Below are 25,869 nucleotides of genomic sequence, written 5' to 3'. Positions count from 1 at the left end.
CGGATCGCACGGCCGCCGCCGCCGTCCCGGCCGTTAGAGGATCGGTGCGAACAGCCGCGCGACGTGCATCGCGATGCGCCGCCAGGCGGGCGACCGGCGGTATTCGCTCGCATCGACCTCGTACGCCTGCGCGAAATCTGCGTCGAGCATTTTCTCGACCTCGTCGGCGAACGTGCGGTCGACGGTCAGCACCATGATCTCGAAATTGAGGCGGAACGAGCGGTTGTCGAGATTCGCGCTGCCGATCGCCGCCGCGATGCGGTCGATCAGCACGACCTTCTGGTGCAGAAAGCCGGGCCGGTAGCGGAACACCTTGACGCCCGCATCGACCAGGTCGCGTGCGTACAGCTTCGACGCTTCGAACACCACGTAGTGATCGCGCCGGCTCGGGATCAGGATGCGCACGTCGACGCCGCGCATCACGGCGAGCTTCAACGCGGAGATCACGGCTTCGTCGGGGACGAGGTACGGCGTGGTGATCCAGACCCGCTCGCGCGCGGCGTTGATCGCCTCGACGAAGAACAGCGAGCCCGTCTCCTGCTTGTCGGCCGGCCCCATCGGCACCGCGAGGCAATGCATGTTGTCGCCGGGCTGCGCGGGCGGCGGCAACGCGAGCGGCGGCAGCTTCTGCGTCGCCCAGTGCCAGTCTTCGGCGAACACGTACTGGATGCTCGCGACCACCGGCCCGCGGATCTCGATGTGCGTGTCGCGCCACGGCGACAGGCGCGGCTTCGCGCCGAGATACTCGACGCCGACGTTGTGGCCGCCGACGAACGCGCGATTGCCGTCGACGACGACGATCTTGCGGTGGTTGCGGAAGTTGAGCTGGAAGCGGTTGACGAACTTCCGGTTGGTCGCGAACGGGTGGACCTCCACGCCGCCCCGGCGCAACGTGTCGACGTAGCTGTGCGGCAGGTCGAAGCTGCCGATGCTGTCGTACAGCAGGCAGCAGCGCACGCCGGCTGCCGCACGCGCGAGCAGCGAGTCGCGCAGCATCCGGCCGAGCGCATCGTCGCGCACGATGAAGAACTGCACCACCACGTAGTCGCGCGCGGCGTCGATGGCCGCCAGGATCGCCGAGAACGTCGCGTCGCCGTTCACCAGCGTGCGCACCGAATTGCCGCCGAGGAACGGCATGCCGCCGAGCCGCGTGAGCGCGAGCACCGCGGCCTGGCCGATTGCATCGGCGGCCGGCCCGTCGGTCGCATCGGTGCTGAGCCACGGCGAGCGCGGTGTGTGCATGCGCAACATTTCCAGCTCGTGGCGCCGGGCGTCGACGTAGCCGGAGAACTTGCTGCGGCCGAGGAACAGGTACGGAATGAGCGTCAGGTACGGCATGGCCGCGAGCGAGACGGCCCACGCGATCGCGCCTTGCGACGTGCGCGTGTTCATGATCGCGTGGCACGCCGCGACGATCCCGAGCACGTGGATGGTCAGGATCAGGGTGCCGAGATGTAGCCAGTCGAGGGTCATGGGCGCGTGACGGACTCCTGAGGTCGCGCGGCCGGGCGGCCGCCTACGCGCATCTTACCCAACCGTGCGGCGCAACGGTGCACCGCACGGTGGGCGAGCCGGGAACGCTCAGGCCTTGCGGGGCAGATCCGACGCCTGGATCAGGAATACGGCGTCGTCGCCCGCGCTGGTGGGCAGCCACGTGAGCTCGAGGCCGCCGAACGCGGCTTCGACGTTTTCGCGCTCGTTGCCGATCTCGACGACGAGCACGCCGTCGTCGTGCAGCCAGCGATGGGCCTCGGCGACGATGCGTCGCACGATGTCCATCCCGTCATCGCCACCGGCAAGCGCCATCTCCGGCTCGTGCCGGTATTCGGGCGGCAGCGCGGCCATCGACGACGCGTTCACGTACGGCGGGTTCGTCAGGATCACGTCATAGCGCGAGCCCGGGTCGGTGCGGAACGCGGGCAGCGGCGCGTAGAGGTCGCCGCGATGCAGCCCGACGCGGTCTTCGAGGCCGTAGTCGCGCACGTTGATCTCGGCGACTTCGAGCGCCTTGTCGGACAGGTCGACCGCATCGATCTCGGCGTTCGGGAACGCACTCGCCGCGAGGATCGCGAGGCAGCCGGAGCCCGTGCACAGCTCGAGCACCGCGCCGACTTGCTCGGGATCGGCGACGTACGGCTGCAGCCCGTCGTCGAGCAGTTCGCCGATGAACGAGCGCGGCACGATCACGCGTTCGTCGACGTAGAAGCGGTGGCCGTGCATCCACGCTTCATGCGTGAGGTACGCGGCCGGCACGCGGTCGGTCGCGCGCCGTTCGATCACCGCGAGCACGGCCGCGATTTCGTCGGGCAGCAGCCGCGCGTCGAGGAACGGCTCGAGCGTGTCGAGCGGCAGGTCGAGCGTGCGCAGCACGAGGTAGGCTGCTTCGTCGTACGCGTTGTCGGAGCCGTGGCCGAACGCGAGCTTCGCCTTCGAGAAGCGCGTGACCGCGTAGCGCAGCAGGTCGCGAACAGTGGCAAAAGGTGTCGTCATGCGAGGCTCCATCAGGCGATCAGTTGTTCGAGCACGCGGCGGTACACGTTCTTCAGCGGGTCGACGAAGCGCACTTCGATGTGCTCGTCGATCTTGTGGATGCTGCCGTTCGGCGGGCCGAACTCGATCACCTGCGGGCAGATGCGCGCGATGAAGCGGCCGTCCGACGTGCCGCCCGTCGTCGACAGTTCGGTCGTGATGCCGGTTTCGGTGCGGATCGCGTTTTCCAGCGCGCCCGACAGCTCGCCGCGCGGCGTGAGGAACGGCAGGCCGCTCACCGACCACTTCAGCGTGTATTCGAGGCCATGCTTGTCGAGAATCGCGTGCACGCGTGCCTGCAGGCCCTCGACCGTGCTGGCGGTCGAGAAGCGGAAGTTGAACAGCAGGTCGGCGTGGCCGGGAATCACGTTGGACGCACCGGTACCGGCGTGCAGGTTCGACACCTGCCAGGTGGTCGGCGGGAAGTATTCGTTGCCTTCGTCCCACTGCTCGGCGGCGAGCTCGGCGAGCGCCGGCGCGAGCAGGTGGATCGGGTTCTTCGCGAGGTGCGGATACGCGATGTGGCCCTGCACGCCCTTGACGACCAGTTCGCCCGACATCGAGCCGCGGCGGCCGTTCTTCACGACATCACCAAGCTCGGTGGTCGACGTCGGCTCGCCGACGATGCAGTAGTCCATGCGTTCGCCGCGCGCTTCGAGCAGCTCGACGACCTTCACGGTGCCGTCGGTGGCGGGGCCTTCCTCGTCGCTCGTGATCAGGAACGCGATCGTGCCGCGGTGGCCGGGATGGGCCGCGACGAATTCCTCGGACGCGACGACGAATGCCGCGAGCGATGTCTTCATGTCGGCCGCGCCGCGGCCGTACAGCTTGCCGTCACGATGGGCGGGGATGAACGGCGGCGAGCTCCACTGCTCGAGCGGGCCGGTCGGCACGACGTCGGTGTGGCCCGCGAACGCGAGCAGCTTGCCGTCGCGGCCGTCGGTGCCGCGCTTGACGGCCCACAGGTTGGTCACGCCGTGCGACGCGATGGTCTCGCATTCGAAGCCGAGCGCGGTGAGGCGCTCGGTCATGATCTGCTGGCAATGCTGGTCGTCGGGCGTCACGGACGCGCGGGCGATCAGCTGTTCGGTAAGGGCTAGGGTGGCGGACATGGTTCGGACCACTTTCGATAAAAAATGCCGGCGCGGTGGCCGGCAGCGACAAGACGTCGGGCTGCGCCGACAGGCGCAGCGCGGGCAGCCCTATGCGGCAAACAGCGCCGCGTATTGATCGGCCGCGAAGCCGAGCGATTTCACGCGGCCGTTGACCACCAGCACGGGGCGCTTGATGACCGACGGCTTGTGGATCATCAGCGCGACCGCGCCGGCCTTCGTTTCGGCGGCCGCCTTCATCGCGTCGTCCAGGCCGCGCCACGTCGTGCCGCGCTTGTTGACGAGCGCGTCGAGCGACACGTCCTTCAGCCAGTCCTCGACGAGCGGTGCGCTGACACCGAGCTTCTTGAAGTCGTGAAACTCGAATTCGACGCCGTGATCGTCGAGCCACACGCGGGCCTTCTTCACGGTGTCGCAGTTCGGAATGCCGTAGACGACCACGGTGTGCGGCTTTGCCATCAGTCGCCTCGCAGCAGCTCGTTCAGGCCGACCTTCGCGCGGGTCTTCGCGTCGACCTTCTTGACGATCACCGCGCAGTACAGGCTGTGCGAGCCATCCTTCGACGGCAGGTTGCCGGCGACCACGACCGAGCCGGCCGGGATGCGGCCGTAGCTGACTTCGCCCGTCTCGCGATCGTAGATCTTGGTGCTCTGACCGAGGTACACGCCCATCGAGATCACCGAGTTTTCCTCGACGATCACGCCTTCGACGACTTCCGAGCGCGCGCCGATGAAGCAGTTGTCTTCGATGATGACCGGGTTCGCCTGCAGCGGCTCGAGCACGCCGCCGATGCCGACGCCACCCGACAGGTGCACGTTCTTGCCGATCTGCGCGCACGAACCGACCGTTGCCCACGTGTCGACCATCGTGCCTTCGTCGACGTACGCGCCGATGTTGGTGTACGACGGCATCAGCACGACGTTCTTCGCGATGAACGAGCCGCGGCGCGCGATGGCCGGAGGGACGACGCGGAAGCCGCCCGCGGCGAAATCTTCAGCCGTGTAGTTCGCGAACTTCGACGGCACCTTGTCGTAGAACTGCGAGTAGCCGCCGGCGGGCATCGGTGCGTTGTCCTCCAGGCGGAACGACAGCAGCACGGCCTTCTTCAGCCACTGGTGCACGGTCCAGTTGCCGTCGATCTTCTCGGCCACGCGCAGCGCGCCTTTGTCGAGCTGCTCGATCGCGTGCGCGACGGCTTCGCGGACGTCGGCCGGTGCGGCCTTCGGCGACAGCTCGGCGCGGTTTTCCCAGGCGGTATCGATGATTTGCTGAAGTTGTTGCGACATGTTCGTTTTCGCAGGAGATGGATGGAATTGATCGGATGGACGATTACCGCGCGAGAGAGCGGCAGAAATCGACGATGCGTTGCGCGCCCTCGACGCATTCGGGGGTGCCCGCGACGAGCGCGATCCGGATGAAATCGCGGCCCGGATTCGTGCCGTGCGCGTCGCGCGCCAGGTACGAGCCGGGCAGAACCGTCACATTATAGTCGGCGTACAGGCGGCGGGCGAACTCGGTGTCCGACAGCCCGGTGCGCGACACGTTGGCCCACAGGTAGAACGCCGCGTCGGGCAGCTTCACGTCGATCACGTCGGCCAGCAGCGGCGTGACGGTATTGAACTTCTGCAGGTACAGCGCGCGGTTCTCGCGCACGTGCGCCTCGTCGTTCCACGCGGCGATGCTCGCGTGCTGCCAGACCGGCGACAGCGCCGCGCCGTGGTACGTGCGGTACAGCAGGAATTTCTTCAGCAGCGCCGCGTCGCCGGCGACGAAGCCCGAGCGCATGCCCGGCACGTTCGAGCGCTTCGACAGGCTCGACAGCATCACGAGCCGCTCGAAGCCGCGGCCGAGGCGGTGCGCGGCCTCGAGGCCGCCGAGCGGCGGCGCCGCTTCGTCGAAATAGATTTCCGAATAGCACTCGTCGGACGCGATCACGAAACCGTGGCGGTCGGACAGCGCGAACAACTCGCGCCAGTCGTCGAGCGTCAGCACGGCGCCCGTCGGGTTGCCCGGCGAGCAGACGTACAGCAGTTGCGTGCGCGCCCAGACCGCGTCCGGCACGGACGCGTAGTCGCACGCGAAGTTGCGGGCCGGGTCGCTGTTCGCGAAATAGGGTTCGGCACCGGCCAGCAGCGCGGCGCCTTCGTAAATTTGATAGAAAGGATTCGGACAGAGTACGATCGCCTTCTCGCCCTGTTCGGACGGGCGTGCGTCGATCACCGTCTGCGCAAGCGAGAACAGCGCCTCGCGCGACCCCGACACGGGCAGCACCTGCGTGGCCGGATCGATGGCCGGCAGCCCGTAGCGGCGCTCGAGCCAGTGCGCGATCGACGTGCGCAGCGCGTCCGAGCCGGCGGTGGCCGGGTACGACGCGAGACCGTCGAGCGCTGCGACCACGGCGTCGCGGATCAGCGCCGGGGTGGCATGTTTGGGCTCGCCGATGCCGAAGCTGATCGGTTTGAGGGCGCCGGAGGGCGTCACGTCCTTGAACAGGGCGCGCAGCTTTTCGAAGGGATAGGGCTGGAGCGAGTCGAGTCGAGGGTTCACGGGCGAAGCGGCCATCGCGGCCGGTTGGAGCGAAAGAAGCGGCGGGCGCGCCGCGCGGCTGCGAACGGGCGCCGATGGCGCGCGGGTCGCAACGGACGATTATAGCGTGACGGAATGCGGTCACGGCCTGCCGGAACGGCGGCCGGGCCGGTCGAATAAAGGGTATTGAACCAAATGAATAACGCGGTACGCGGCAGCCTGCCGACGCTGGCCATCCTGATCGGCGCATCGGTATGGGGCCTGATCTGGTATCCGCTGCGGATTCTGGCATCGCTCGGCGTGACGGGCACGCTGGCGAGCGCGCTGACGAGCCTCGTCGCCTTCCTGTTCGTGATCGTCGCGCGACACCGCACGATCGCGACGCTGCGCTGGCACTGGGTGCTGCCCGGCATCGCGGTGACGGCCGGCGTGACGAACCTCGGGTTCGTGTGGGGCACGATCCACGGTGAAGTGCTGCGCGTGATGCTGCTGTTCTACCTGACCCCCGCGTGGACCGCGATCTACGCACATTTCCTGCTGCGCGAGCGGCTGACCTGGGCCGGCGCGGGGCTCGCGGCGCTGTCGATCGGCGGCGCGATGCTGATGCTGTGGTCGCCGAAGCTCGGCCTGCCGCTGCCGGCCAGCCCGGCGGAATGGGCCGGTCTCGCGGCCGGGTTGAGTTTCGCGATGAGCAACGTGCTCGTGATCAAGGCGAGCCGCGAGCTGCCGGAGATGCGCGCCGAGATGCGCACCGCGACGCTGTTCGGCGGCGCGGCCGTGTTCGGCGCGATCGCGTCGCTGTTCGAGGGGATACCGGCTGCGCCGGCGGGCGGCCACCTCGGCACGGCCGCGCTGATCATCGTCGCGATCGGCGTGACGATGGCGTCGAACAACCTGCTCGTGCAGTACGGGCTGGCGCGCGTGCCGGCGAACCGTGCGTCGATCATCATGCTGTTCGAGATCGTGATCACCGCGCTGTCGGCGTGGGTGTTCGCGAACGAGCTGCCGACCGCGCGCGAGTGGGCGGGCGGCGCGTGCATCGTGCTGGCGACGCTGCTGTCGAGCCGGGTCCATCGCGCCGCGCCGGCACCGGATAAACCCGGCGACGGTCGGGACGGCGCACGCGCGATGGTATGATGGAAGCCGTTTGCGGGGCCCAACGCTGTATGCGCGCGGCCCCGCTTTTGAATTCCGGGGCGCATCGCGCGCATGGGCCGTCCGGCCTCGCGCAGTGCGGCTCCGTCCGTTTCACACCTTCTTCACATCCGATACCGCCGTGCGTCTGAGCTCGATCAAACTCGCTGGCTTCAAATCCTTTGTCGATCCCACGCATTTCCAGGTTCCGGGCCAGCTTGTCGGCGTGGTGGGCCCGAACGGGTGCGGCAAGTCCAACATCATCGATGCCGTGCGCTGGGTGCTCGGCGAGTCGCGCGCGTCCGAGCTGCGCGGCGAATCGATGCAGGACGTGATCTTCAACGGCTCGACCGCCCGCAAGCCCGGCAGCCGGGCCAGTGTCGAACTGATCTTCGACAACTCCGACGGCCGCGCGGCCGGCCAGTGGGGCCAGTACGGCGAGATCGCCGTGAAGCGCGTGCTCACGCGCGACGGCACGTCGAGTTACTACATCAACAACCTGCCGGCGCGCCGCCGCGACATCCAGGACATCTTCCTCGGTACCGGCCTCGGGCCGCGTGCGTACGCGATCATCGGGCAGGGCATGATCGCGCGGATCATCGAGGCGAAGCCGGAAGAGCTGCGCGTGTTCCTCGAGGAAGCCGCGGGCGTGTCGAAGTACAAGGAACGCCGCCGCGAAACCGAGAACCGCCTGCACGACACGCGCGAGAACCTGACGCGCGTCGAGGACATCGTCCGCGAACTCGGCGCGAACCTCGAGAAGCTCGAGGCGCAGGCCGTCGTGGCCACCAAGTACAAGGAACTCGTCGCCGATGGCGAGGAGAAGCAGCGCCTGTTGTGGCTGCTGCGCAAGAACGAGGCCGCCGGCGAGCAGCAGAAGCAGCAGCGCGCGATCGAACAGGCGCAGATCGACCTGGAGGCGCAGACGGCAAAGCTGCGCGAGGTCGAGGCGCAACTCGAGACGCTGCGCGTGGCGCACTACTCGGCAAGCGACGCGATGCAGGGCGCACAGGGTTCGCTTTACGAAGCGAACGCCGAGGTGAGCCGCCTCGAAGCCGAGATCAAGTTCATCGTCGAATCGCGCAATCGCGTGCAGGCGCAGATCGCCGCACTCAATGCGCAGCGCGAGCAATGGCGCGCGCAGGCCGAGAAGGCGCAGGACGAGCTCGAAGAGGCCGAAGAAGCGCGCGCGATGGCCGACGAGAAGGCCGCGCTCGCCGAAGACAACGCCGCCGCGAAGCACGACGCGCTGCCGGCGCTCGAAGCGAAATTCCGCGATGCACAGGCGCAGCTCAACGACGAGCGCGCGCGGATCGCGCAGACCGAACAGTCGCTGAAGCTCGAAGCGGCACACCAGCGTAACGCCGACCAGCAGCTCCAGCAGCTTCAGCAGCGCCATGAGCGCCTGAAGAGCGAAGCGGGCGGGCTCGATGCGCCGGATGAAGCGCAGCTCGAGGAGCTGCGCATGCAGCTCGCCGAGCAGGAAGAGATCCTGGCCGAAGCGCAGGCGCGCCTCGCCGACGCGCAGGAAACCGTGCCGCGCCTCGATGGTGAACGCCGTGCCGCGCAGGAGCGCGTGCAGGCCGAAGCCGCGCAGATCCACCAGCTCGAGGCGCGCCTCGCCGCGCTGAAGCAGCTGCAGGAAAACGTGCAGACCGAAGGCAAGGTGCAGCCGTGGCTCGACAAGCACGAACTCGGTGCGCTGCCGCGTCTGTGGAAGAAGCTGCATGTCGAAGCGGGCTGGGAAGCCGCGCTCGAAGCCGTGCTGCGCGAGCGCCTCGCCGCGCTCGAAGTGTCGAATCTCGACTGGGTGAAGGCATTCGCCACCGATGCACCGCCCGCGAAGCTCGCGTTCTACGCGCCGCCCGCGGCCGGCGAACCGCCGGCGGCCGTGGCCGGCCTGCGTCCGGTGCTGTCGCTCGTGCGCATCGACGATGCGGGCATCCGCGCGGTGCTGAACGACTGGCTCGGCAACGTGTACGTCGCCGACGACATCGCGCAGGCACTTGCAACGCGCAGGCAACTGCCGGCAGGCGGCTCGTTCGTCGTCAAGGCCGGCCATATCGTCACGCGTGTCGGCGTGCAGCTGTATGCCGCCGATTCGGAGCAGGCCGGGATGCTGGCCCGCCAGCAGGAAATCGAAAACCTGACGCGCCAGGTGCGTGCGCAGGCGCTGCTCGCCGACGAGGCGCGCACGGCCGCCGTGCGTGCGGAAGCCGCGCACACGCAGGCCACGCAGGCGCTCGGCGACGTGCGTGCACAGGCCGAGCGGGCGACGCAGCGCGTGCACGCGCTGCAGATGGACGTGCTGAAGCTCGCGCAGGCGCACGAACGTTACACGCAGCGCAGCACGCAGATCCGCGAGGAACTCGAGGAAATCGGCGCGCAGATCGAAGAGCAGCGCGCGATGCGCGCGGAGTCGGAAGCGAATTTCGAGCGTTTCGACGGCGAACTTGCAGAACTGCAGGCGCGCTTCGAGGACAACCAGCTCGCATTCGAGGCGCTCGACGAATCGCTGACGCAGGCGCGTCAGGAAGCGCGTGACCTGGAGCGCGGCGCGAACGACGCGCGCTTCGCAGCACGCAATGCAGTGACGCGGATCGACGAGCTCAAGCGCAGCATCCAGGTCGCGCACGAGCAGAGCGAGCGCGTCGCCGGATCGCTGGAAGACGCGCGCGCCGAGCTCGAGACGATCAACGAGCAGACCGCGCACACGGGCCTGCAGGACGCGCTCGAGATTCGCGCGGTGAAGGAAGAGGCACTGCAGGCCGCGCGGATCGAACTCGACGACCTGACCGCCAAACTGCGCGCGTCGGACGAGCAGCGGCTCGTCGCCGAGCGCTCGCTGCAGCCGCTGCGCGATCGCATCACCGAATTGCAGTTGAAGGAGCAGGCCGCGCGCCTGTCGGTCGAGCAGTTCGCGGAGCAACTGACGACGGCCGAGGTCGACGAGGAAGCGCTGCGCGAGAAGCTCACGCCGGATCTGAAACCGTCGTACCTGCAGGGCGAAGTCACGCGCCTGAACAACGCGATCAACGCGCTCGGCCCGGTGAACATGGCCGCGCTCGACGAGCTGAAGGCCGCGAGCGAGCGCAAGGTGTTCCTCGACGCGCAGTCGGCCGACCTGATCGACGCGATCACGACGCTCGAGGACGCGATCCACAAGATCGACCAGGAAACCCGCACGCTGCTGCAGGGCACCTTCGACGAAGTCAACCGCCACTTCAGCGACCTGTTCCCGCGCCTCTTCGGTGGGGGCCAGGCGAAGCTGATCATGACGGGCGACGAAATCCTCGATGCCGGCGTGCAGGTGATGGCGCAGCCGCCGGGCAAGAAGAACGCGACGATCCACCTGCTGTCGGGCGGCGAGAAGGCGCTGACGGCCACCGCACTGGTGTTCGCGATGTTCCAGCTGAACCCTGCGCCGTTCTGTCTGCTCGACGAGGTCGACGCGCCGCTCGACGACGCGAACACCGAGCGTTTCGCGAATCTCGTGCGCGCGATGTCCAACAAGACGCAGTTCCTGTTCATCTCGCACAACAAGATCGCGATGGAAATGGCGCAGCAGCTGATCGGCGTGACGATGCAGGAGCAGGGCGTGTCGCGGATCGTCGCGGTGGACATGGAAACCGCCGCGGGTTTTGCCCAGAATTGACGTTTGACGAAACCGGACCGCGTTCGCGCGGCGCATGGGCGCCCGTTCGCGGTTCCGACGAACAAGAATTGCTGATGGAGCGTGCATGGACGAGTTGACACTCGGTTTGATCGGCGCGGGCGCCGTCGTGGTGGGCGGCGTCGTGGTTTACAACGCATGGCAGGGCGCGAAGGTGCGGCGCAGGATGCCGCGCCCGATGCCGGAAGAAGCGGCCGAGGCGATGAATCGCCCCGAACGCGAAGAAGAATTGCCGTTCATCGAGCCGGTGCGTCAGCCGGTGCGGCGCGAGCCCGCGGCGCCGGCTCCGGCGGCCGCCACAGCCGGCACGCCGGCCGAAGTCGCACGCGTCGAGCCGACGTTCGGTGGTGTAGCGCCGGCCGACATGCCGGCCGATCTGCAGGCCGAGGCGACCGGTGTCGATACACCGGCCGAGTCGGTCGAGCCGGTTGCCGGCGAGGAAGCCGCACCGGCCTCCACGCACGAAACGCATGCTGAACCGGCGGAGCTGGCCGAACCCGTGCTACCGGCTGCCACGACGATCTCGTCGGCACCGCCGGCGATCGTCGACCGCCGGATCGACTGCATCGTGCCGATCCGCCTCGGCGGGTTGCTGCCGGGCGACAAGATCCTGCCGGCTGCGCAGCGGCTGCGCCGCGCGGGCAGCAAGCCCGTGCATATCGAAGGCAAGCCGGAGGGCGGCCAGTGGGAGTTGCTGCAGAACGGCGTGCGCTACGAGGAACTGCGTGCGGCCGCGCAGCTCGCGAACCGCAGCGGTGCACTGAACGAGCTCGAGTTCTCCGAATTCGTGACGGGCGTCCAGCAGTTCGCCGACGCGATCGACGGCGCGCCGGAATTCCCGGACATGATGGAAACGGTCGCGATGGCGCGCGAGCTCGACGCGTTCGCCGCGCAATGCGACGCGCAACTGTCGATCAACGTGATGTCGGACGGCGCGCCGTGGTCGGCGAACTACGTGCAGGCGGTCGCGTCGCAGGACGGGCTGCTGCTGTCGCGCGACGGCACGCGTTTCGTGAAGCTCGACGCGAAGCAGAACCCGGTGTTCATGCTGCAGTTCGGCGACACGAACTTCCTGCGTGACGATCTCACGTACAAGGGCGGCAACATGATCACGCTGGTGCTCGACGTGCCGGTCGCCGAAGAGGACATCCTGCCGTTCCGGCTGATGTGCGACTACGCGAAATCGCTGTCCGAACGGATCGGCGCACGCGTGGTCGACGATTCGCGCCGGCCGCTGCCGGAATCGACGCTGGTCGCGATCGATCAGCAACTGATGAAGCTGTACGCGAAGCTCGAGGAAGCAGGTATCCCGGCCGGTTCGCCGGTCACGCGCCGCCTCTTCAGCCAGTAACGCGAACGCGCGGACGGCGGGCGTCGACGCCCGCCGTTCGTCGCTGCAGCGCACACGTTGCTGTTTGCGCTGCAGCACGCGCATCGGGCGCGCATTGCACGCCCCGCCGCGGCGGCAAACTGAGATAATCGGGCATCCGATTTTCTCAGAACGACTCTGCCGCCAGCATGGCCCGAACCCAAGCCGAACCGCCAGCCAGCCAGCCCGACGCGCGCGCCGCGTGGCTGCGCGATCAACTCGAGCGGGCGAACTACGCCTACTACGTGCTCGACCAGCCGGATCTGCCCGACGCCGAATACGACCGGTTGTTCCGCGAACTGCAGCAGCTCGAAACCGACCATCCCGAACTCGTGACGCCCGATTCACCGACGCAACGCGTCGGTGGCGAGGCGGCCGGCGGCTTCACGCCGGTCGTCCATGACGCGCCGATGCTGTCGCTGAACAACGGCTTCGCCGACGAGGACATCGCCGCATTCGACAAGCGTGTCGCCGACGCGCTCGACAAGACGACCGATCTCGCCGGCTCGGTGACGGAGCCTGTCGAATACGCGTGCGAGCTGAAGTTCGACGGCCTCGCGATCTCGCTGCGCTACGAGCAGGGCGTATTCGTGCAGGCGTCGACGCGCGGTGACGGGACGACGGGCGAGGACGTGACCGAGAACGTGCGCACGATCCGCTCGATTCCGCTGAAGCTGAAGGGTAAGCATGTGCCGGCCGTACTCGACGTGCGCGGCGAGGTGCTGATGTTCAAGCGCGATTTCGCGCGCCTGAACGAACGCCAGCGCGCGGCCGAGCAGCGCGAATTCGCGAACCCGCGCAACGCGGCGGCCGGTAGCTTGCGCCAGCTCGACTCGAAGATCACCGCGCAGCGTCCGCTGTCGTTCTTCGCGTACGGGATCGGCGTGCTCGACGGGATGCCGATGCTCGATACGCACAGCGCGCTGCTCGACTGGTACGAGTCGCTCGGCCTGCCCGTGAACCGCGAGCGCGAGGTCGTGCAAGGCGCCGAAGGCTTGCTCGGTTTCTTCCGCAAGATTGGCGAGAAGCGCGAATCGCTGCCGTACGACATCGACGGTGTCGTCTACAAGGTCAACCGGCGTGACGAGCAGGAGCGCCTCGGCTTCGTGTCGCGCGCGCCGCGCTTTGCGCTCGCGCACAAGTTCCCCGCGCAGGAAGCGCTGACCAAGCTCGTCGCGATCGACGTGCAGGTCGGCCGCACGGGCGCGATCACGCCGGTCGCGCGCCTCGAGCCCGTGTTCGTCGGCGGTGCGACCGTGACAAACGCGACGCTGCATAACGAGGACGAAGTACGACGCAAGGACATCCGGATCGGCGATACCGTGATCGTGCGCCGCGCGGGCGACGTGATCCCCGAGGTGGTCGGCGCGCTGCTCGACCGGCGCCCGGCCGATGCGGCCGAATTCGTGATGCCGACCGAATGTCCGGTGTGCGGTTCGAAGATCGAGCGCCTGCCGGACGAGGCGATCGCGCGCTGCACGGGCGGCCTGTTCTGCCCGGCACAGCGCAAGCAGGCGCTGTGGCACTTCGCGCAGCGCCGCGCGCTCGACATCGACGGGCTCGGCGAGAAGATCATCGACCAGCTCGTCGAGCTGAATCTCGTGCGCACGCCGGCCGACCTGTTCAATCTCGGCTTTGCGACGCTCGCCGAGCTCGACCGGTTCGCCGAGAAGTCGGCACAGAATCTGCTCGACTCGCTCGAGAAGGCGAAGCATACGACGCTCGCGCGCTTCATCTACGGGCTGGGTATCCGTCATGTGGGCGAATCGACCGCGAAGGATCTCGCGAAGCATTTCGGCTCGCTGACGCCGATCATGGACGCATCGATCGAAGAACTGCTCGAAGTCAACGACGTCGGGCCGATTGTCGCCGAGTCGCTCCATCAGTTCTTCGCGGAAGAGCACAACCGGACCGTGATCGAGCAGTTGCGCGCACCGGGCAAGGTCACGTGGCCGGAAGGGCCGCCTGCGCCGAAGGCGCCGCAGGGCGTGCTGGCCGGCAAGACGGTCGTGCTGACGGGCACGCTGCCGACGCTCACGCGCGATGCCGCGAAGGAAATGCTCGAAGCGGCGGGCGCGAAGGTCGCCGGTTCGGTATCGAAGAAGACGGATTACGTGGTCGCGGGCGCCGAAGCCGGCAGCAAGCTCGTGAAGGCCGAGGAACTCGGCATCCCCGTGCTGGACGAAGACGGTCTGCACCAACTCCTGGAGGGCAATACGCCATGATTCGCGAGATCCTGAAGATGGGCGATCCGCGCCTGCTCGAAGTCGCCAAGCCGGTCGAGCGGTTCGATACCCCCGAACTGCACGAGATCGTCGCGGACATGTTCGAGACGATGCACCATGCGAACGGCGCCGGGCTGGCCGCGCCGCAGATCGGCATCGGGCTGCAGCTCATCATCTTCGGCTTCGGCAACAACAACCGCTACCCGGATGCGCCGCCGGTACCGGAGACCGTGCTGATCAACCCGAAGGTCGAGTACATGCCGCCGGACATGGAAGAGGGCTGGGAGGGCTGCCTGTCGGTGCCGGGCATGCGCGGCGTCGTCAGCCGCTACGCGAAGGTGCGTTACAGCGGCTTCGACCAGTACGGCGAGAAGATCGATCGCGTCGCCGACGGTTTTCACGCGCGCGTCGTCCAGCACGAATACGATCACCTGATCGGCAAGCTGTATCCGATGCGGATCACCGACTTCACGCGCTTCGGTTTCACGGAAGTGCTGTTCCCGGGGCTCGATCCGGCGTCCGACGACTGATCGCCCGGCGTTCCAGGTCTCTCGCAGGAAACAAAAAAGCCCGCTTGCGCGGGCTTTTTCATTGCGTGGCGCACGTGTGTGCGCTCGCGGTCAGAACGTCTCGTCGGCCGACAGATAGCGCCATTGTCCCTGCGGCAGCGCGCCGAGCATCACGCGGCCCATCCGCACGCGCTTCAGGCCGATCACGTCGAGGCCCACCAGTTCGCACATGCGGCGGATCTGGCGTTTCTTGCCTTCGCGCAGCACGAAGCGCAACTGCTCGCCGTTCTGCCAGCTCACCATCGCGGGCTTCAGCGCGACGCCGTCGAGCTCGAGGCCGTGACGCAGCTTCGCGAGCGATTCCGCGGGGAAGTGCTGGTCGATGTCGATCAGCCGTTCGCCGAAGCGCACGCGCACCAGGTACTCCTTGTCGATGTCCGACTGCTCGCCGATCAGCTGTTTCGCGACCACGCCGTTCTGCGTCAGCACGAGCAGGCCGGTCGAATCGATGTCCAGGCGGCCGGCCGGTGCGAGTGCGTGCAGGTGCTGCGGCGAGAAGCGCACCGGCGAATGGTCGCCGCTCCAGCGGTTCGCGCGCGTGATCAGCACGGCGGCGGGCTCGTAGCCGTCTTCCGCCTGGCCCGACACGTAACCGACCGGCTTGTGCAGCAGGATCGTCACTTGCGCGGCCTGCGCGGCGCTGGCCCGTTCGTCGATCTCGATTTTCTGGTCGGCGCGGACCTTGGTGCCGAGCGTGTCGATGCGTTCGCCGTCGACAAGCACCCAGCCCTTTTCGATCCATTCGTCAGCTTCGCGGCGCGAGCACATGCCGAGCTCGGACATCCGCTTCGACAGGCGCATCAGGCCCGTTTCGTCGCCGTAGTCGACGTCGGCCGAGGCGCGCTTGACCGGTTGCGCGGTCTTGACCGCACCGAACGAGCGACGCTCGCCGTCGCGTGCGGGGCGGGCCGGGCGGTCGCCGAAGCTGCGCTTCGCACCTTCGCCGGCAGGCTTGTCGCGATACGACGGGCGCTTGCCGTCGTCGGCGCCTGCGCGGCGCGGTCGGTCATCGTCGTTGCGGCGCGGCGGGCGATCGGACGACGTGCGGCGGTCGCCGAAGCTGCGTTTTGCGCCTTCGCCGGCTGCGTTGTCGCGATAAGGTGCGCGTGCGCCGCCTTCACTGGAACCTGCGCGACGCGGCCGTGAGTCGTCATCGCGACGCGGCGGACGATCCGACGACGTGCGGCGGTCGCCGAAGCTGCGTTTTGCACCTTCACCGCCTGCGTTGTCGCGATACGGTGCACGTGCACCGCCTTCGCTGCCCGCGCGACGCGGCCGTGAGTCGTCATCGCGACGCGGCGGGCGATCGGACGACGGGCGACGGTCACCGAAGCTGCGCTTTGCGCCTTCGCCACCGGCGTTGTCGCGATAAGGTGCGCGTGCGCCGCCTTCACTGGAACCTGCGCGACGCGGACGTGCATCGTCATCACGACGCGGCGGGCGATCGGACGACGTACGGCGGTCGCCGAAGCTGCGCTTTGCGCCTTCGCCGGATGCGTTGTCACGATAAGGTGCGCGTGCGCCGCCTTCACTGGAGCCCGCACGACGCGGACGTGCATCGTCATCGCGACGCGGCGGGCGATCGGACGACGTGCGACGATCGCCGAAGCTGCGCTTCGCGCCTTCACCGGCCGCGTTGTCGCGATAAGGGGCACGCGTGCCGCGTTCGGCACCGCCGTCACGCGGCGCACGCTTGGCCGGGGCGCGATCCGCGCCCGGGCGTTCGGCGCCCGCGGCGGCGCGCGGCTTGAACGGGCGGTCGCCGGCGGCGGCCGGGGACGCCTTCTTCGGGCGGGCCGGCTTGTCCCCCGCGGGCGGGGCAGCGGGGCGTACCGCCTTGCGTGCGACGAGGCTGCCGGAGCGGACAGGGGCGCGGGTCGGCGACGCCGGCTTCGGATTCTTGACGGTTAATTTGGTGCGCATAAACGCTGGAATTCATTCAGACTGCGATCGCACGCAGCAATTCGGTTTCGAGCTGGATCTGCAGGCGGTTGTCGGACAGGCCGGCACCCGCAAGCAGGAAGATGTCCTCGACGCGTTCGCCGAGCGTATTGATCCGCGCCGCGTGGACGCCGATCCGATGCTCGGCGAGTACGCGCGCGATCGAATAGAGAAGGCCCGGCCGGTCGTTGGCCGACACGGACAGGATGTAGTACTGGCCGCGCTCGTCGGCCCGCAGGTCGACGCGCGGCGTGATCGGAAACGTCCGGGACAGCCTCGACAGGCGGCCCTTGGACGGCTCCGGCAGCGGCGCGGTTTCGGTGAGCCTCGACGCGAGTTGCTGCTCGACGAGATTCGCGATGTCGCGATACCGCACGTCACGCTCGGTCTGCGTGACGATGAAGTTGTCGAGTGCATAGCCGTGCCGCGTCGTGCTGACGCGCGCGTCGAGCACCGACAGCCCGTTGCGGTCGAAATACGCACAGATGCCTGCGAACAGGTCGGGGCGGTCCTTCACGTACACGAGCACCTGCAGCGCATCGCCGATCGGCGACGGCCGCGCGCGGACGATCGCGGTTTCGGCATTCACATGCCGGTACAGCACGCGTGTCTGCCACGCGATGTCGGCCGCGTCGTGACGCAGGAAAAAGCCGACGTCGAGCTGATCCCACAGCGTGCGATGCGCGTCGTCGGGCACGGTCTCGAGGCGCAGCAGCGCGAGCGCCTGCTCCTGCCGCGACTTCAGCTCCGAATGCGCGTCGGGGTTGGCCCCGCCGAGCACCGCGAGCGTGATGCGGTACAGGTCCTCGAGCAGCTTGCCCTTCCACGTGTTCCACACCTTCGGGCTCGTGCCGCGGATATCGGCGACGGTCAGCAGGTACAGCGCGGTGAGGTACCGTTCGTTGCCGACGACTTCGGCAAAGCGCTTGATGACTTCGGGGTCGCTCGTGTCCTGCTTCTGCGCGACCTGGCTCATCGTCAGGTGATGCTGGACGAGCCACACGATCAGCGCCGCGTCGTCGCTGGCGATACCGTGCTCGCGGCAGAAGCGCCGTGCGTCGGCCATCCCGAGCGTCGAGTGATCGCCGCCGCGGCCCTTCGCGATGTCGTGGAACAGTGCCGCGACATACAGCACCCAAGGGCGCTCGAAGTTGCCGATCAACTGGCTGCAGAACGGATATTCGTGCGCATGCTCGGCCACCGCGAAGCGGCGGATGTTGCGCAACACCATCAGGATGTGCTGGTCGACCGTGTACACGTGGTACAGGTCGTGCTGCATCTGGCCGACGATGCGGCGGAAATTCAGCAGGTAGCGGCCGAGCACGCTCGTCTGGTTCATCAGCCGGAACGCGTGCGTGATTCCTTCGGGTTGCTGAAGGATCCGCATGAACGTGTCGCGGTTCTGCGGATCGCGGCGCCACGTGTTGTTCATGATCTCGCGCGAGTTGTACAGCGCGCGCAACGTGCGGGCGGACAGGCCCTTCACGCCGCGGGTCGTCTCGTACAACAGGAACGCTTCGAGGATCGCGTCGGGGTGGCGTTCGAACACGCCGTCGTCGACGATCTCGAGCATGCCCTGCTTCTCGACGAAGCGGTCGGGCGACAGCACGCGCGTGATGCCGCTCGTCGCGGGGAACAGCTGCGCCTCGATGTTCTGGATCAGGATCGTCGCGAGCTGCGTGACGGCTTTCGCGGCCCAGTAATAGCGGCGCATCAACTGCTCGCTCGCGCGCTTGGCCTGCGTCGGCTCGTAACCGAAGCTCTCGGCCGCTTGCGTCTGCAGGTCGAACACGAGCATGTCCTGGCGGCGGCCGGCGATCACGTGCAGCCGCGCGCGCAGCGTCTTCAGGAAACCTTCGTTGCGGCGCAGCTCGCGCGCCTCGCGGTCGGTGATGAGCCCGCGCGTGTCGAGTTCGCGCCAGCTGCTGCCGAAACCGGCCGCGCGCGCGATCCAGAGGATCGTCTGCAGGTCGCGCAGCCCGCCCGGGCTTTCCTTCACGTTCGGTTCGAGGCTGTACGGCGTGTCCTGGAATTTCGCGTGGCGCTGGCGCATCTCGAGCACCTTCGCGGTGAAGAACGCGCGGGCGTCGAGCGCCTCGTGGTAGTGCACCGTGAAGCGCTCGAACAGCGCGGTGCTGCCGACGATGCGGCGCGCTTCCAGCAGCGAGGTCTGCACCGTGACGTCCTGCGATGCTTCCTCGATGCATTGCGCGACCGTGCGCACGCTGCTGCCGATCTCGAGGCCGAGATCCCATGCCATGCCGATGAAGCGCTCGATGCGCGCGTCGAGCGCCGGGTCGTGCGCATCGGGCAGCAGCACGAGGATGTCGACGTCGGAATAGGGCGCGAGCTCGCCGCGCCCATAGCCGCCGACGGCGACGAGCGCGAGCGTCGCGGGCAGCCCGCAGTCGTCCCACACGCGCTTCAGCGCTTCGTCGGTGAGTTTCGACAGCGCGTGCATCAGCGACGCGACGTTCGCCGCGCGGCGAAAGCGCTCGAGCATCTCCGTCTTGGCGGCCTTGAATTCGGCGCGCCGCGACAGCGCTTCGGGCGAGGGGGCAGCGTGAGCGCTCATGGGCGGCCGTTCAGGTGCGGGTGGGGCGGGCTGGCGCGACGGCGCTCAGACGGCGGCTGCCGGTTGCGCGAACACGGGGCGCGCCGGCGTGCCGGCGGACACGGTCAGCACGTCGTAGCCGGTTTCGGTGACGAGCACCGTGTGCTCCCACTGCGCCGACAGGCTGCGGTCGCGCGTCTTGACCGTCCACTGGTCGGGCATCGTGCGGATGTCGCGCTTGCCGGCGTTGATCATCGGCTCGATCGTGAAGATCATCCCGGCCTTCAGTTCGATGCCGGTGCCCGGGCGGCCGTAGTGGACGACCTGCGGATCTTCGTGGAACACCGTGCCGATACCGTGGCCGCAGTATTCGCGCACGACGCTGTAGCCCTGCGCTTCCGCGTGCTTCTGGATCGCGTAGCCGATGTCGCCGAGGTGCGCGCCGGGCTTGACCTGGTCGATGCCGAGCCACATGCATTCGTAGGTGGTCTGCACGAGGCGCTTCGCGAGGATCGAACCTTCGCCGACGATGAACATGCGGCTCGTGTCGCCGAAGTAACCGTTCTTGATCACGGTGACGTCGATGTTCAGCGCATCGCCGTTCTTGATCACCTTCTCGCCGGGAATGCCGTGGCAGATCACGTCGTTGACCGAAATGCAGGTGGCCTTCGGGTACGGCGGGTAGCCGGGCGGCTGGTAGTTCAGCGGCGCGGGGATCGTGCCCTGCTCGTTGAGCATGAACTCGTGGCAGAGGCGGTCGAGTTCGGCGGTCGTGACGCCCGCGACGACGTGCGGCGTGATGAAGTCGAGCACTTCGCTCGCGAGACGGCAGGCGACGCGCATCTCGGCGATATCGTGTTCGTTTTTGAGCGTAATAGCCATCGAGGTATGCCTGGAATGCGGTGAATTGATGGATTATCGCACCTTCTGGCAGGCGTCGCAGCCCCTGCCGGCGGCGCGAATGCGGGTTTTCGCGGATTGTCCGGCCGGCTGCCGCGCGGCAAGCGAAAGTGGTGCGCGACTTGAGAGCGGACAAATCGGCGTGCTATACTCTTTGGCTAAGTCGATATCCAATTGCCGAACTTGCCCCATGTTGGGGCGGTGTGGCGGATAGAAGGCTTACGGCACGGGCGTTTTGCACGTGTCGAATCGCAAGCCGGCGCAACCAGGGTGCCGGCCGCGCGGAATTCGCGCCCTTCGGGGTGGGATCGCGCGGCGGTACGGCGGCCGGCTTAAGACCCAACCCTCGTGGAGAATTTACATGGCAGTTACGATGCGCCAAATGCTGGAAGCGGGTGTCCACTTCGGTCACCAGACGCGCTTCTGGAACCCGAAGATGGCTCCGTTCATTTTCGGTCACCGCAACAAGATTCACATCATCAACCTCGAAAAGACGCTGCCGATGTTCACGGACGCACAGAAGTACGTGCGCCAGCTGGCAGCAAACCGCGGCACGATCCTGTTCGTCGGCACGAAGCGTCAATCGCGTGACACGATCGCCCAGGAAGCGCAGCGCGCAGGCATGCCGTACGTCAACGCACGCTGGCTCGGCGGCATGATGACCAACTTCAAGACGCTGAAGGTTTCGATCAAGCGCCTGAAGGACATGGAAGCGGCCGTCGAATCGGGTGAAACCGAGAAGATGAGCAAGAAGGAAGCGCTGCTGTTCGAACGCGAAATCGCCAAGCTGCAGAAGTCGATCGGTGGCGTGAAGGACATGGGCGGCATTCCGGACGCAATCTTCGTCGTCGACGTCGGCTACCACAAGATCGCCGTGACCGAAGCGAACAAGCTGGGCGTGCCGGTCATCGCCGTGGTCGATACGAACCACTCGCCGGAAGGTGTGGATTACGTGATCCCGGGTAACGACGACTCGAGCAAGGCAGTCGCGCTGTACGCTGAAGGCGTGGCCGACGCAATCCTCGAAGGCCGTGCGAACGCGGTCAACGAAGTGGTCCAGGCCGCACGCGGCGACGACGAGTACGTCGAGGAAAACGCGTAACTGGCCCCGAGCCGGCGCAAAAAGGGGGCTCTCAACAGGCCCCCTTTTTTTAAGCTTGTGCGCCGGACCTGATCGCGCCGAATCGGCGCGGGTCCGGAACCGAATCTCGGCCGTTCGCGTCCAAGCGGGCGGCGTTGTGAATACAGACTCAAGGAGCGAATGATGGCGGCAATTACCGCAAGCATGGTGGCAGAACTGCGCGCAAAGACCGACGCACCGATGATGGAGTGCAAGAAGGCGCTGACGGAAGCCGACGGCGATCTGGCCAAGGCTGAAGAGCTGCTGCGCGTCAAGCTCGGCAACAAGGCGAGCAAGGCGGCATCGCGCGTGACGGCAGAAGGCGTCGTCGCATCGTTCGTCGGCGGCAACGCAGGTTCGCTCGTCGAACTGAACTGCGAAACCGACTTCGTCGCGAAGAACGACGATTTCCTCGCATTCTCGAAGACGGTTGCAGAACTCGTCGCGACGCAAAACCCGGCTGACGTGGCTGCGCTGTCGGCACTGCCGCTCGAAGGCTCGACGGTCGACGCAGTGCGCCTGGCACTCGTCGGCAAGATCGGCGAAAACGTCTCGATCCGCCGTTTCGTCCGTTTCGAAACCGCAAACAAGATCGCAACGTACCTGCACGGCGCGCGTATCGGCGTGATCGTCGAGTACACGGGCGCGGAAGAGCAGGTCGGCAAGGACGTCGCGATGCACATCGCGGCAATGAAGCCGGTCGCGCTGTCGTCGGCTGACGTGCCGGCAGAACTGATCGACACGGAACGCCGCGTGGCCGAGCAGAAGGCTGCGGAATCGGGCAAGCCGGCTGAAATCGTCGCGAAGATGGTCGACGGTAGCGTCCAGAAGTACCTGAAGGAAGTGTCGCTGCTGAACCAGACGTTCGTGAAGAACGACAAGCAGACGATCGAGCAGATGCTGAAGGCAGCGAATGCCGCAGTGCAGAAGTTCGCACTGTTCGTCGTCGGCGAAGGCATCGAGAAGCGCCAGGACGACTTCGCCGCCGAAGTGGCCGCGCAAGTCGCAGCAGCAAAGCAGCAGTAAGCCGTAAGCAGTCAGGCAGTATCCGCGGCGGGCGTCCGCTCCGCCGCGGTCGGCGCCGCCGCCGGCCGGCCGGGAAACCCGGTCCGACCGTCGGCGCTTGCCCGAATCAGTATTTCGCCCCTACAGTTCGTGGTTGTCATCCTCTCGTCGCTCGGAAGCCCCTATGTCCAATGCCTATAAACGCGTCCTTCTCAAACTCTCCGGCGAAGCGCTGATGGGCGACGATGCCTTCGGCATCAATCGCGCGACGATCGAACGGATGGTGGCCGATATCGCCGAAGTCGTGCGTCTCGGTACGCAGCTCGCGGTCGTGATCGGTGGCGGTAATATTTTCCGCGGTGTCGCAGGTGGCGCGGCCGGCATGGATCGCGCAACTGCAGACTACATGGGGATGCTCGCGACGATGATGAACGCGCTGGCGCTGCAGGACGCGATGCGCCACGCCGGCATCGAGGCGCGTGTGCAGTCCGCGCTGCGGATGGACCAGGTCGTCGAGCCGTACATCCGGCCCCGCGCGATCCGTCAGCTCGAGGAAGGCCGCGTCGTGATCTTCGCGGCCGGTACGGGCAACCCGTTCTTCACGACGGACACGGCCGCCGCGCTGCGCGGTTCGGAAGTGGGCGCCGAGGTCGTATTGAAGGCGACCAAGGTCGATGGCGTATATTCTGCCGATCCGAAGAAGGATCCGTCGGCCACGCGCTACACGACGATCACGTTCGACGAGGCGATCAGCCGCAACCTGCAGGTGATGGACGCGACGGCCTTTGCGCTGTGCCGCGACCAGAAGCTGCCGATTCGCGTGTTTTCGATCAACAAGCCGGGCGCGCTCAAGCGCATCGTGCTGGGCGAGGACGAAGGTACGCTCGTCCACGTGTAAACTCCCGCGGATGCGGGCCATCGGCCGCGGCGCGCCAGATGCGCCAGGTGGGGTCCGCGTTCTTTGAAGGTTTGAAGGTTCGGAGGTTGAAATGAGTGTCGCTGATACCAAGAAGGGCGTCGAGCAGAAGATGCAGCGCTCGATCGATGCATTCAAGAGCGATCTGGCGAAGATCCGTACGGGCCGTGCGCACACCGGCATGCTCGATCACGTGCAGGTTGACTACTACGGGTCGATGGTGCCGATTTCGCAGGTTGCCAACATGACGCTCGTCGACGCGCGCACGATCGGTGTGCAGCCGTGGGAAAAGCCGATGGTTGCGAAGGTCGAGAAGGCCATTCGCGAAGCCGATCTCGGCCTGAACCCGGCAACGTCCGGCGACCAGATCCGCGTGCCGATGCCCGCGCTGACGGAAGAGCGCCGCCGCGAGCTGACCAAGGTCGTCAAGAGCGAAGGCGAAACGGCCAAGGTCGCGATCCGCAACCTGCGTCGCGACGCGAACGAAGCGCTCAAGAAGCTCGTGAAGGACAAGGAAATCTCGGAAGACGACGAGCGCCGCGCGAGCGACGACGTGCAGAAGCTGACCGACAAGCACGTTGCCGAAATCGACAAGCTCGTGCAGAGCAAGGAAGCCGAGATCATGACGGTCTGACGACCGTCCTCGCGCGCCGCCTTCTTCCCGCATTACTGTCTCAACGGCCATGACCTATACCAGCTCTACCGTTCGCGTGCCTGACGTCGGCGTCGTGCCGCGTCACATCGCGATCATCATGGACGGCAACGGCCGTTGGGCGACCGAACGCCGCTTGCCGCGCGTCGCGGGGCACACCCGCGGCGTCGATGCCGTGCGGGCGGTGGTCGAAGGCTGCGCGCGTGCCGGCGTCGAATACCTGACGCTGTTCGCGTTCAGTTCGGAGAACTGGCGCCGTCCGAACGACGAAGTGTCGTTCCTGATGCGCCTCTTCATCACCGCGCTCGAGCGCGAGGTCGGCAAGCTTCACGCAAACGGGATCCGCCTGCGTGTCGTCGGCGATCTCGACCGTTTCGAGCCGCGCATCCGCGAACTGATCCGCCGCGCCGAAACCAAGACGGCGCGCAATACCCGTCTTACGCTCACCATCGCGGCCAACTACGGCGGCCGGTGGGACATCCTGCAGGCGACGAAGAAGCTCATCGAGCAGGCCGTGCGCGAGGGGCGCGAGGTCGAAGTGACAGAGGACGCGTTCGCGCCGCACCTGGCGATGGCCTATGCGCCGGAGCCCGATCTTTTCATCCGTACCGGTGGCGAGCAGCGCGTCAGCAACTTCCTGCTGTGGCAACTTGCGTACGCCGAATTCTATTTCACCGACAAATACTGGCCGGATTTCGACGGCGCGGCACTGGCCGACGCAATGGCGTCGTATACGGAGCGCGAGCGCCGCTTCGGCCGCACGAGCGCACAGCTCGAACCGCAATCGCAGAACGCCGACTCCCTTTCATGCTGAAAACCCGTGTGATCACGGCGATCGTGATGCTGGCGGTCCTGCTGCCGGTGACGCTGTTCGCGCCGCTCACCGCGTTCGGCGCGCTGATTGGCGTCGTGCTGGTGTTTGCCGCGTGGGAATGGGCGCGCCTGCTCAAGCTCGGCGGCGCCGGCCCGGTCATCTATGCAGTCGTCGCGGCGCTGGCGCTCGCGGCAACGGCGCCGCTCGGCGTCGATGCGGCCTCGTCCCGTCCCCTTTTCATGGCAGCCGGCGTGTTCTGGCTGCTGGTCGGCCCGTTCACGCTGCGGCGCAAGCCGGCGCTTGCGGGCGGCGTATGGCGGCCGTTCCTGCTCGCGGCCGGCCTCGTGGTCTTTGCGGCCTGCTGGCATGCGCTCGTCGCGGCGCGTGCGCAGGGCGTGCCGTTCGTGCTGTCGCTGCTTCTGGTCGTCTGGCTCGCCGATATCGGTGCATACTTCGCGGGCAAGGCTTTTGGAAAGCGTAAACTGGCCATCACGATCAGCCCCGGCAAGAGCTGGGAAGGCGCGATCGGTGGCTGGCTCGCCGTGATGGTCGTCGCCGGTGTCGCGATGGCCGCGCATGCGTTCGAGCCGACCCTGTTTTCCGCGTTCGCCGTGCGCTACGGGATGCCCGGCGCATGGGCCGCACTGACGCTGCTGGTCGCGTATAGCGTGATCGGCGACCTGTTCGAGTCGCTGCTGAAGCGGCAGGCGGGCGTGAAGGATTCGAGCGGACTGCTGCCTGGCCATGGCGGCGTGCTCGACCGTGTCGACGCGCTGCTGCCGGTGCTGCCGCTCGCGATGCTGCTGCTTGGTTAAACCATTATTTCTGTT

Annotated in this window: 20 protein-coding genes; 11 read left to right on the top strand and 9 right to left on the bottom strand. The window is 67.0% G+C overall.

Going from position 1 to position 25,869, the window contains the following annotated elements:
• Positions 1 to 33: 33 nt before the first annotated feature.
• From cls to dapC, 6 genes are all read right to left on the bottom strand, one after another.
• Complete coding sequence (cls, locus tag BCEP18194_RS16785) at positions 34 to 1,473, bottom strand: cardiolipin synthase (RefSeq protein ID WP_011352474.1); 1,440 nt, start codon at positions 1,471 to 1,473, stop codon at positions 34 to 36.
• A gap of 108 nt (positions 1,474 to 1,581) precedes the next feature.
• Positions 1,582 to 2,490 carry a 50S ribosomal protein L3 N(5)-glutamine methyltransferase gene (gene prmB, locus BCEP18194_RS16780; protein ID WP_011352473.1) on the bottom strand — a complete coding sequence of 303 codons (909 nt, stop codon included), beginning with the start codon at positions 2,488 to 2,490 and terminating at the stop codon, positions 1,582 to 1,584.
• 11 nt (positions 2,491 to 2,501) lie between these two features.
• On the bottom strand, positions 2,502 to 3,641 hold the full coding sequence (dapE, locus tag BCEP18194_RS16775) for a succinyl-diaminopimelate desuccinylase (RefSeq protein ID WP_011352472.1): 1,140 nt from the start codon (positions 3,639 to 3,641) through the stop codon (positions 2,502 to 2,504).
• A gap of 90 nt (positions 3,642 to 3,731) precedes the next feature.
• Complete coding sequence (locus BCEP18194_RS16770) at positions 3,732 to 4,100, bottom strand: ArsC family reductase (RefSeq protein ID WP_011352471.1); 369 nt, start codon at positions 4,098 to 4,100, stop codon at positions 3,732 to 3,734.
• Positions 4,100 to 4,927: a 2,3,4,5-tetrahydropyridine-2,6-dicarboxylate N-succinyltransferase gene (dapD, locus tag BCEP18194_RS16765; RefSeq protein WP_006478479.1), complete on the bottom strand. Its 828-nt coding sequence runs from the start codon at positions 4,925 to 4,927 to the stop codon at positions 4,100 to 4,102. The genes BCEP18194_RS16770 and dapD overlap by 1 nt, the downstream gene beginning before the upstream one ends.
• 43 nt (positions 4,928 to 4,970) lie before the next feature.
• On the bottom strand, positions 4,971 to 6,203 hold the full coding sequence (dapC, locus tag BCEP18194_RS16760) for a succinyldiaminopimelate transaminase (protein WP_011352470.1): 1,233 nt from the start codon (positions 6,201 to 6,203) through the stop codon (positions 4,971 to 4,973).
• Between the two features lie 159 nt (positions 6,204 to 6,362).
• Here dapC and BCEP18194_RS16755 point away from each other — a divergent pair, with 159 nt between their 5' ends.
• From BCEP18194_RS16755 to def, 5 genes are all read left to right on the top strand, one after another.
• Positions 6,363 to 7,304 carry a DMT family transporter gene (locus tag BCEP18194_RS16755; RefSeq protein WP_011352469.1) on the top strand — a complete coding sequence of 314 codons (942 nt, stop codon included), beginning with the start codon at positions 6,363 to 6,365 and terminating at the stop codon, positions 7,302 to 7,304.
• Between the two features lie 139 nt (positions 7,305 to 7,443).
• Positions 7,444 to 10,956, top strand: coding sequence for a chromosome segregation protein SMC (gene smc / locus BCEP18194_RS16750; RefSeq protein ID WP_011352468.1), 3,513 nt, complete (start codon positions 7,444 to 7,446; stop codon positions 10,954 to 10,956).
• An 85-nt stretch (positions 10,957 to 11,041) separates the two neighbouring features.
• Positions 11,042 to 12,325, top strand: coding sequence for a cell division protein ZipA C-terminal FtsZ-binding domain-containing protein (locus BCEP18194_RS16745; RefSeq protein ID WP_011352467.1), 1,284 nt, complete (start codon positions 11,042 to 11,044; stop codon positions 12,323 to 12,325).
• A gap of 167 nt (positions 12,326 to 12,492) precedes the next feature.
• Positions 12,493 to 14,568, top strand: a complete 2,076-nt coding sequence (ligA, locus tag BCEP18194_RS16740; protein ID WP_011352466.1) for an NAD-dependent DNA ligase LigA — start codon at positions 12,493 to 12,495, stop codon at positions 14,566 to 14,568.
• On the top strand, positions 14,565 to 15,098 hold the full coding sequence (gene def, locus BCEP18194_RS16735; RefSeq protein ID WP_011352465.1) for a peptide deformylase: 534 nt from the start codon (positions 14,565 to 14,567) through the stop codon (positions 15,096 to 15,098). The genes ligA and def overlap by 4 nt, the downstream gene beginning before the upstream one ends.
• Positions 15,099 to 15,188: 90 nt before the next feature.
• Here def and BCEP18194_RS39775 read toward each other — a convergent pair whose 3' ends face one another.
• From BCEP18194_RS39775 to map, 3 genes are read right to left on the bottom strand one after another with little or no spacing between them, the layout of a single operon-like run.
• Positions 15,189 to 17,060, bottom strand: a complete 1,872-nt coding sequence (locus BCEP18194_RS39775; RefSeq protein ID WP_011352464.1) for a pseudouridine synthase — start codon at positions 17,058 to 17,060, stop codon at positions 15,189 to 15,191.
• A gap of 16 nt (positions 17,061 to 17,076) precedes the next feature.
• Positions 17,077 to 19,653, bottom strand: a complete 2,577-nt coding sequence (locus BCEP18194_RS16725) for a [protein-PII] uridylyltransferase (protein ID WP_011352463.1) — start codon at positions 19,651 to 19,653, stop codon at positions 17,077 to 17,079.
• A 45-nt stretch (positions 19,654 to 19,698) separates the two neighbouring features.
• On the bottom strand, positions 19,699 to 20,514 hold the full coding sequence (gene map / locus BCEP18194_RS16720; protein ID WP_011352462.1) for a type I methionyl aminopeptidase: 816 nt from the start codon (positions 20,512 to 20,514) through the stop codon (positions 19,699 to 19,701).
• Positions 20,515 to 20,893: 379 nt separating this feature from the next.
• On the opposite strand from map, the gene rpsB reads away from it, so the two are divergent.
• The 6 genes from rpsB to BCEP18194_RS16690 all read left to right on the top strand — a co-directional run bounded on the left by rpsB (position 20,894) and on the right by BCEP18194_RS16690 (position 25,854).
• Positions 20,894 to 21,634 (top strand): 30S ribosomal protein S2, encoded by a 741-nt coding sequence (gene rpsB, locus BCEP18194_RS16715; RefSeq protein ID WP_011352461.1) that lies wholly within the window; start codon positions 20,894 to 20,896, stop codon positions 21,632 to 21,634.
• Positions 21,635 to 21,796: 162 nt separating this feature from the next.
• Positions 21,797 to 22,678, top strand: coding sequence for a translation elongation factor Ts (gene tsf / locus BCEP18194_RS16710; protein WP_011352460.1), 882 nt, complete (start codon positions 21,797 to 21,799; stop codon positions 22,676 to 22,678).
• A 163-nt stretch (positions 22,679 to 22,841) separates the two neighbouring features.
• Entirely contained in the window at positions 22,842 to 23,555 is a 714-nt protein-coding gene (gene pyrH, locus BCEP18194_RS16705; RefSeq protein WP_011352459.1) for a UMP kinase, read from the top strand.
• Positions 23,556 to 23,646: 91 nt separating this feature from the next.
• Positions 23,647 to 24,207 (top strand): ribosome recycling factor, encoded by a 561-nt coding sequence (gene frr, locus BCEP18194_RS16700; RefSeq protein ID WP_011352458.1) that lies wholly within the window; start codon positions 23,647 to 23,649, stop codon positions 24,205 to 24,207.
• 49 nt (positions 24,208 to 24,256) lie between these two features.
• Positions 24,257 to 25,039 (top strand): polyprenyl diphosphate synthase, encoded by a 783-nt coding sequence (uppS, locus tag BCEP18194_RS16695; RefSeq protein ID WP_011352457.1) that lies wholly within the window; start codon positions 24,257 to 24,259, stop codon positions 25,037 to 25,039.
• Positions 25,033 to 25,854, top strand: a complete 822-nt coding sequence (locus tag BCEP18194_RS16690; protein ID WP_011352456.1) for a phosphatidate cytidylyltransferase — start codon at positions 25,033 to 25,035, stop codon at positions 25,852 to 25,854. The genes uppS and BCEP18194_RS16690 overlap by 7 nt, the downstream gene beginning before the upstream one ends.
• The last annotated feature ends 15 nt before the right edge of the window (positions 25,855 to 25,869 follow it).

This window comes from Burkholderia lata, from assembly GCF_000012945.1.
Taxonomy (GTDB): Bacteria; Pseudomonadota; Gammaproteobacteria; order Burkholderiales; family Burkholderiaceae; genus Burkholderia; species Burkholderia lata.
This window is presented reverse-complemented; position numbering and strand designations above follow the sequence as displayed.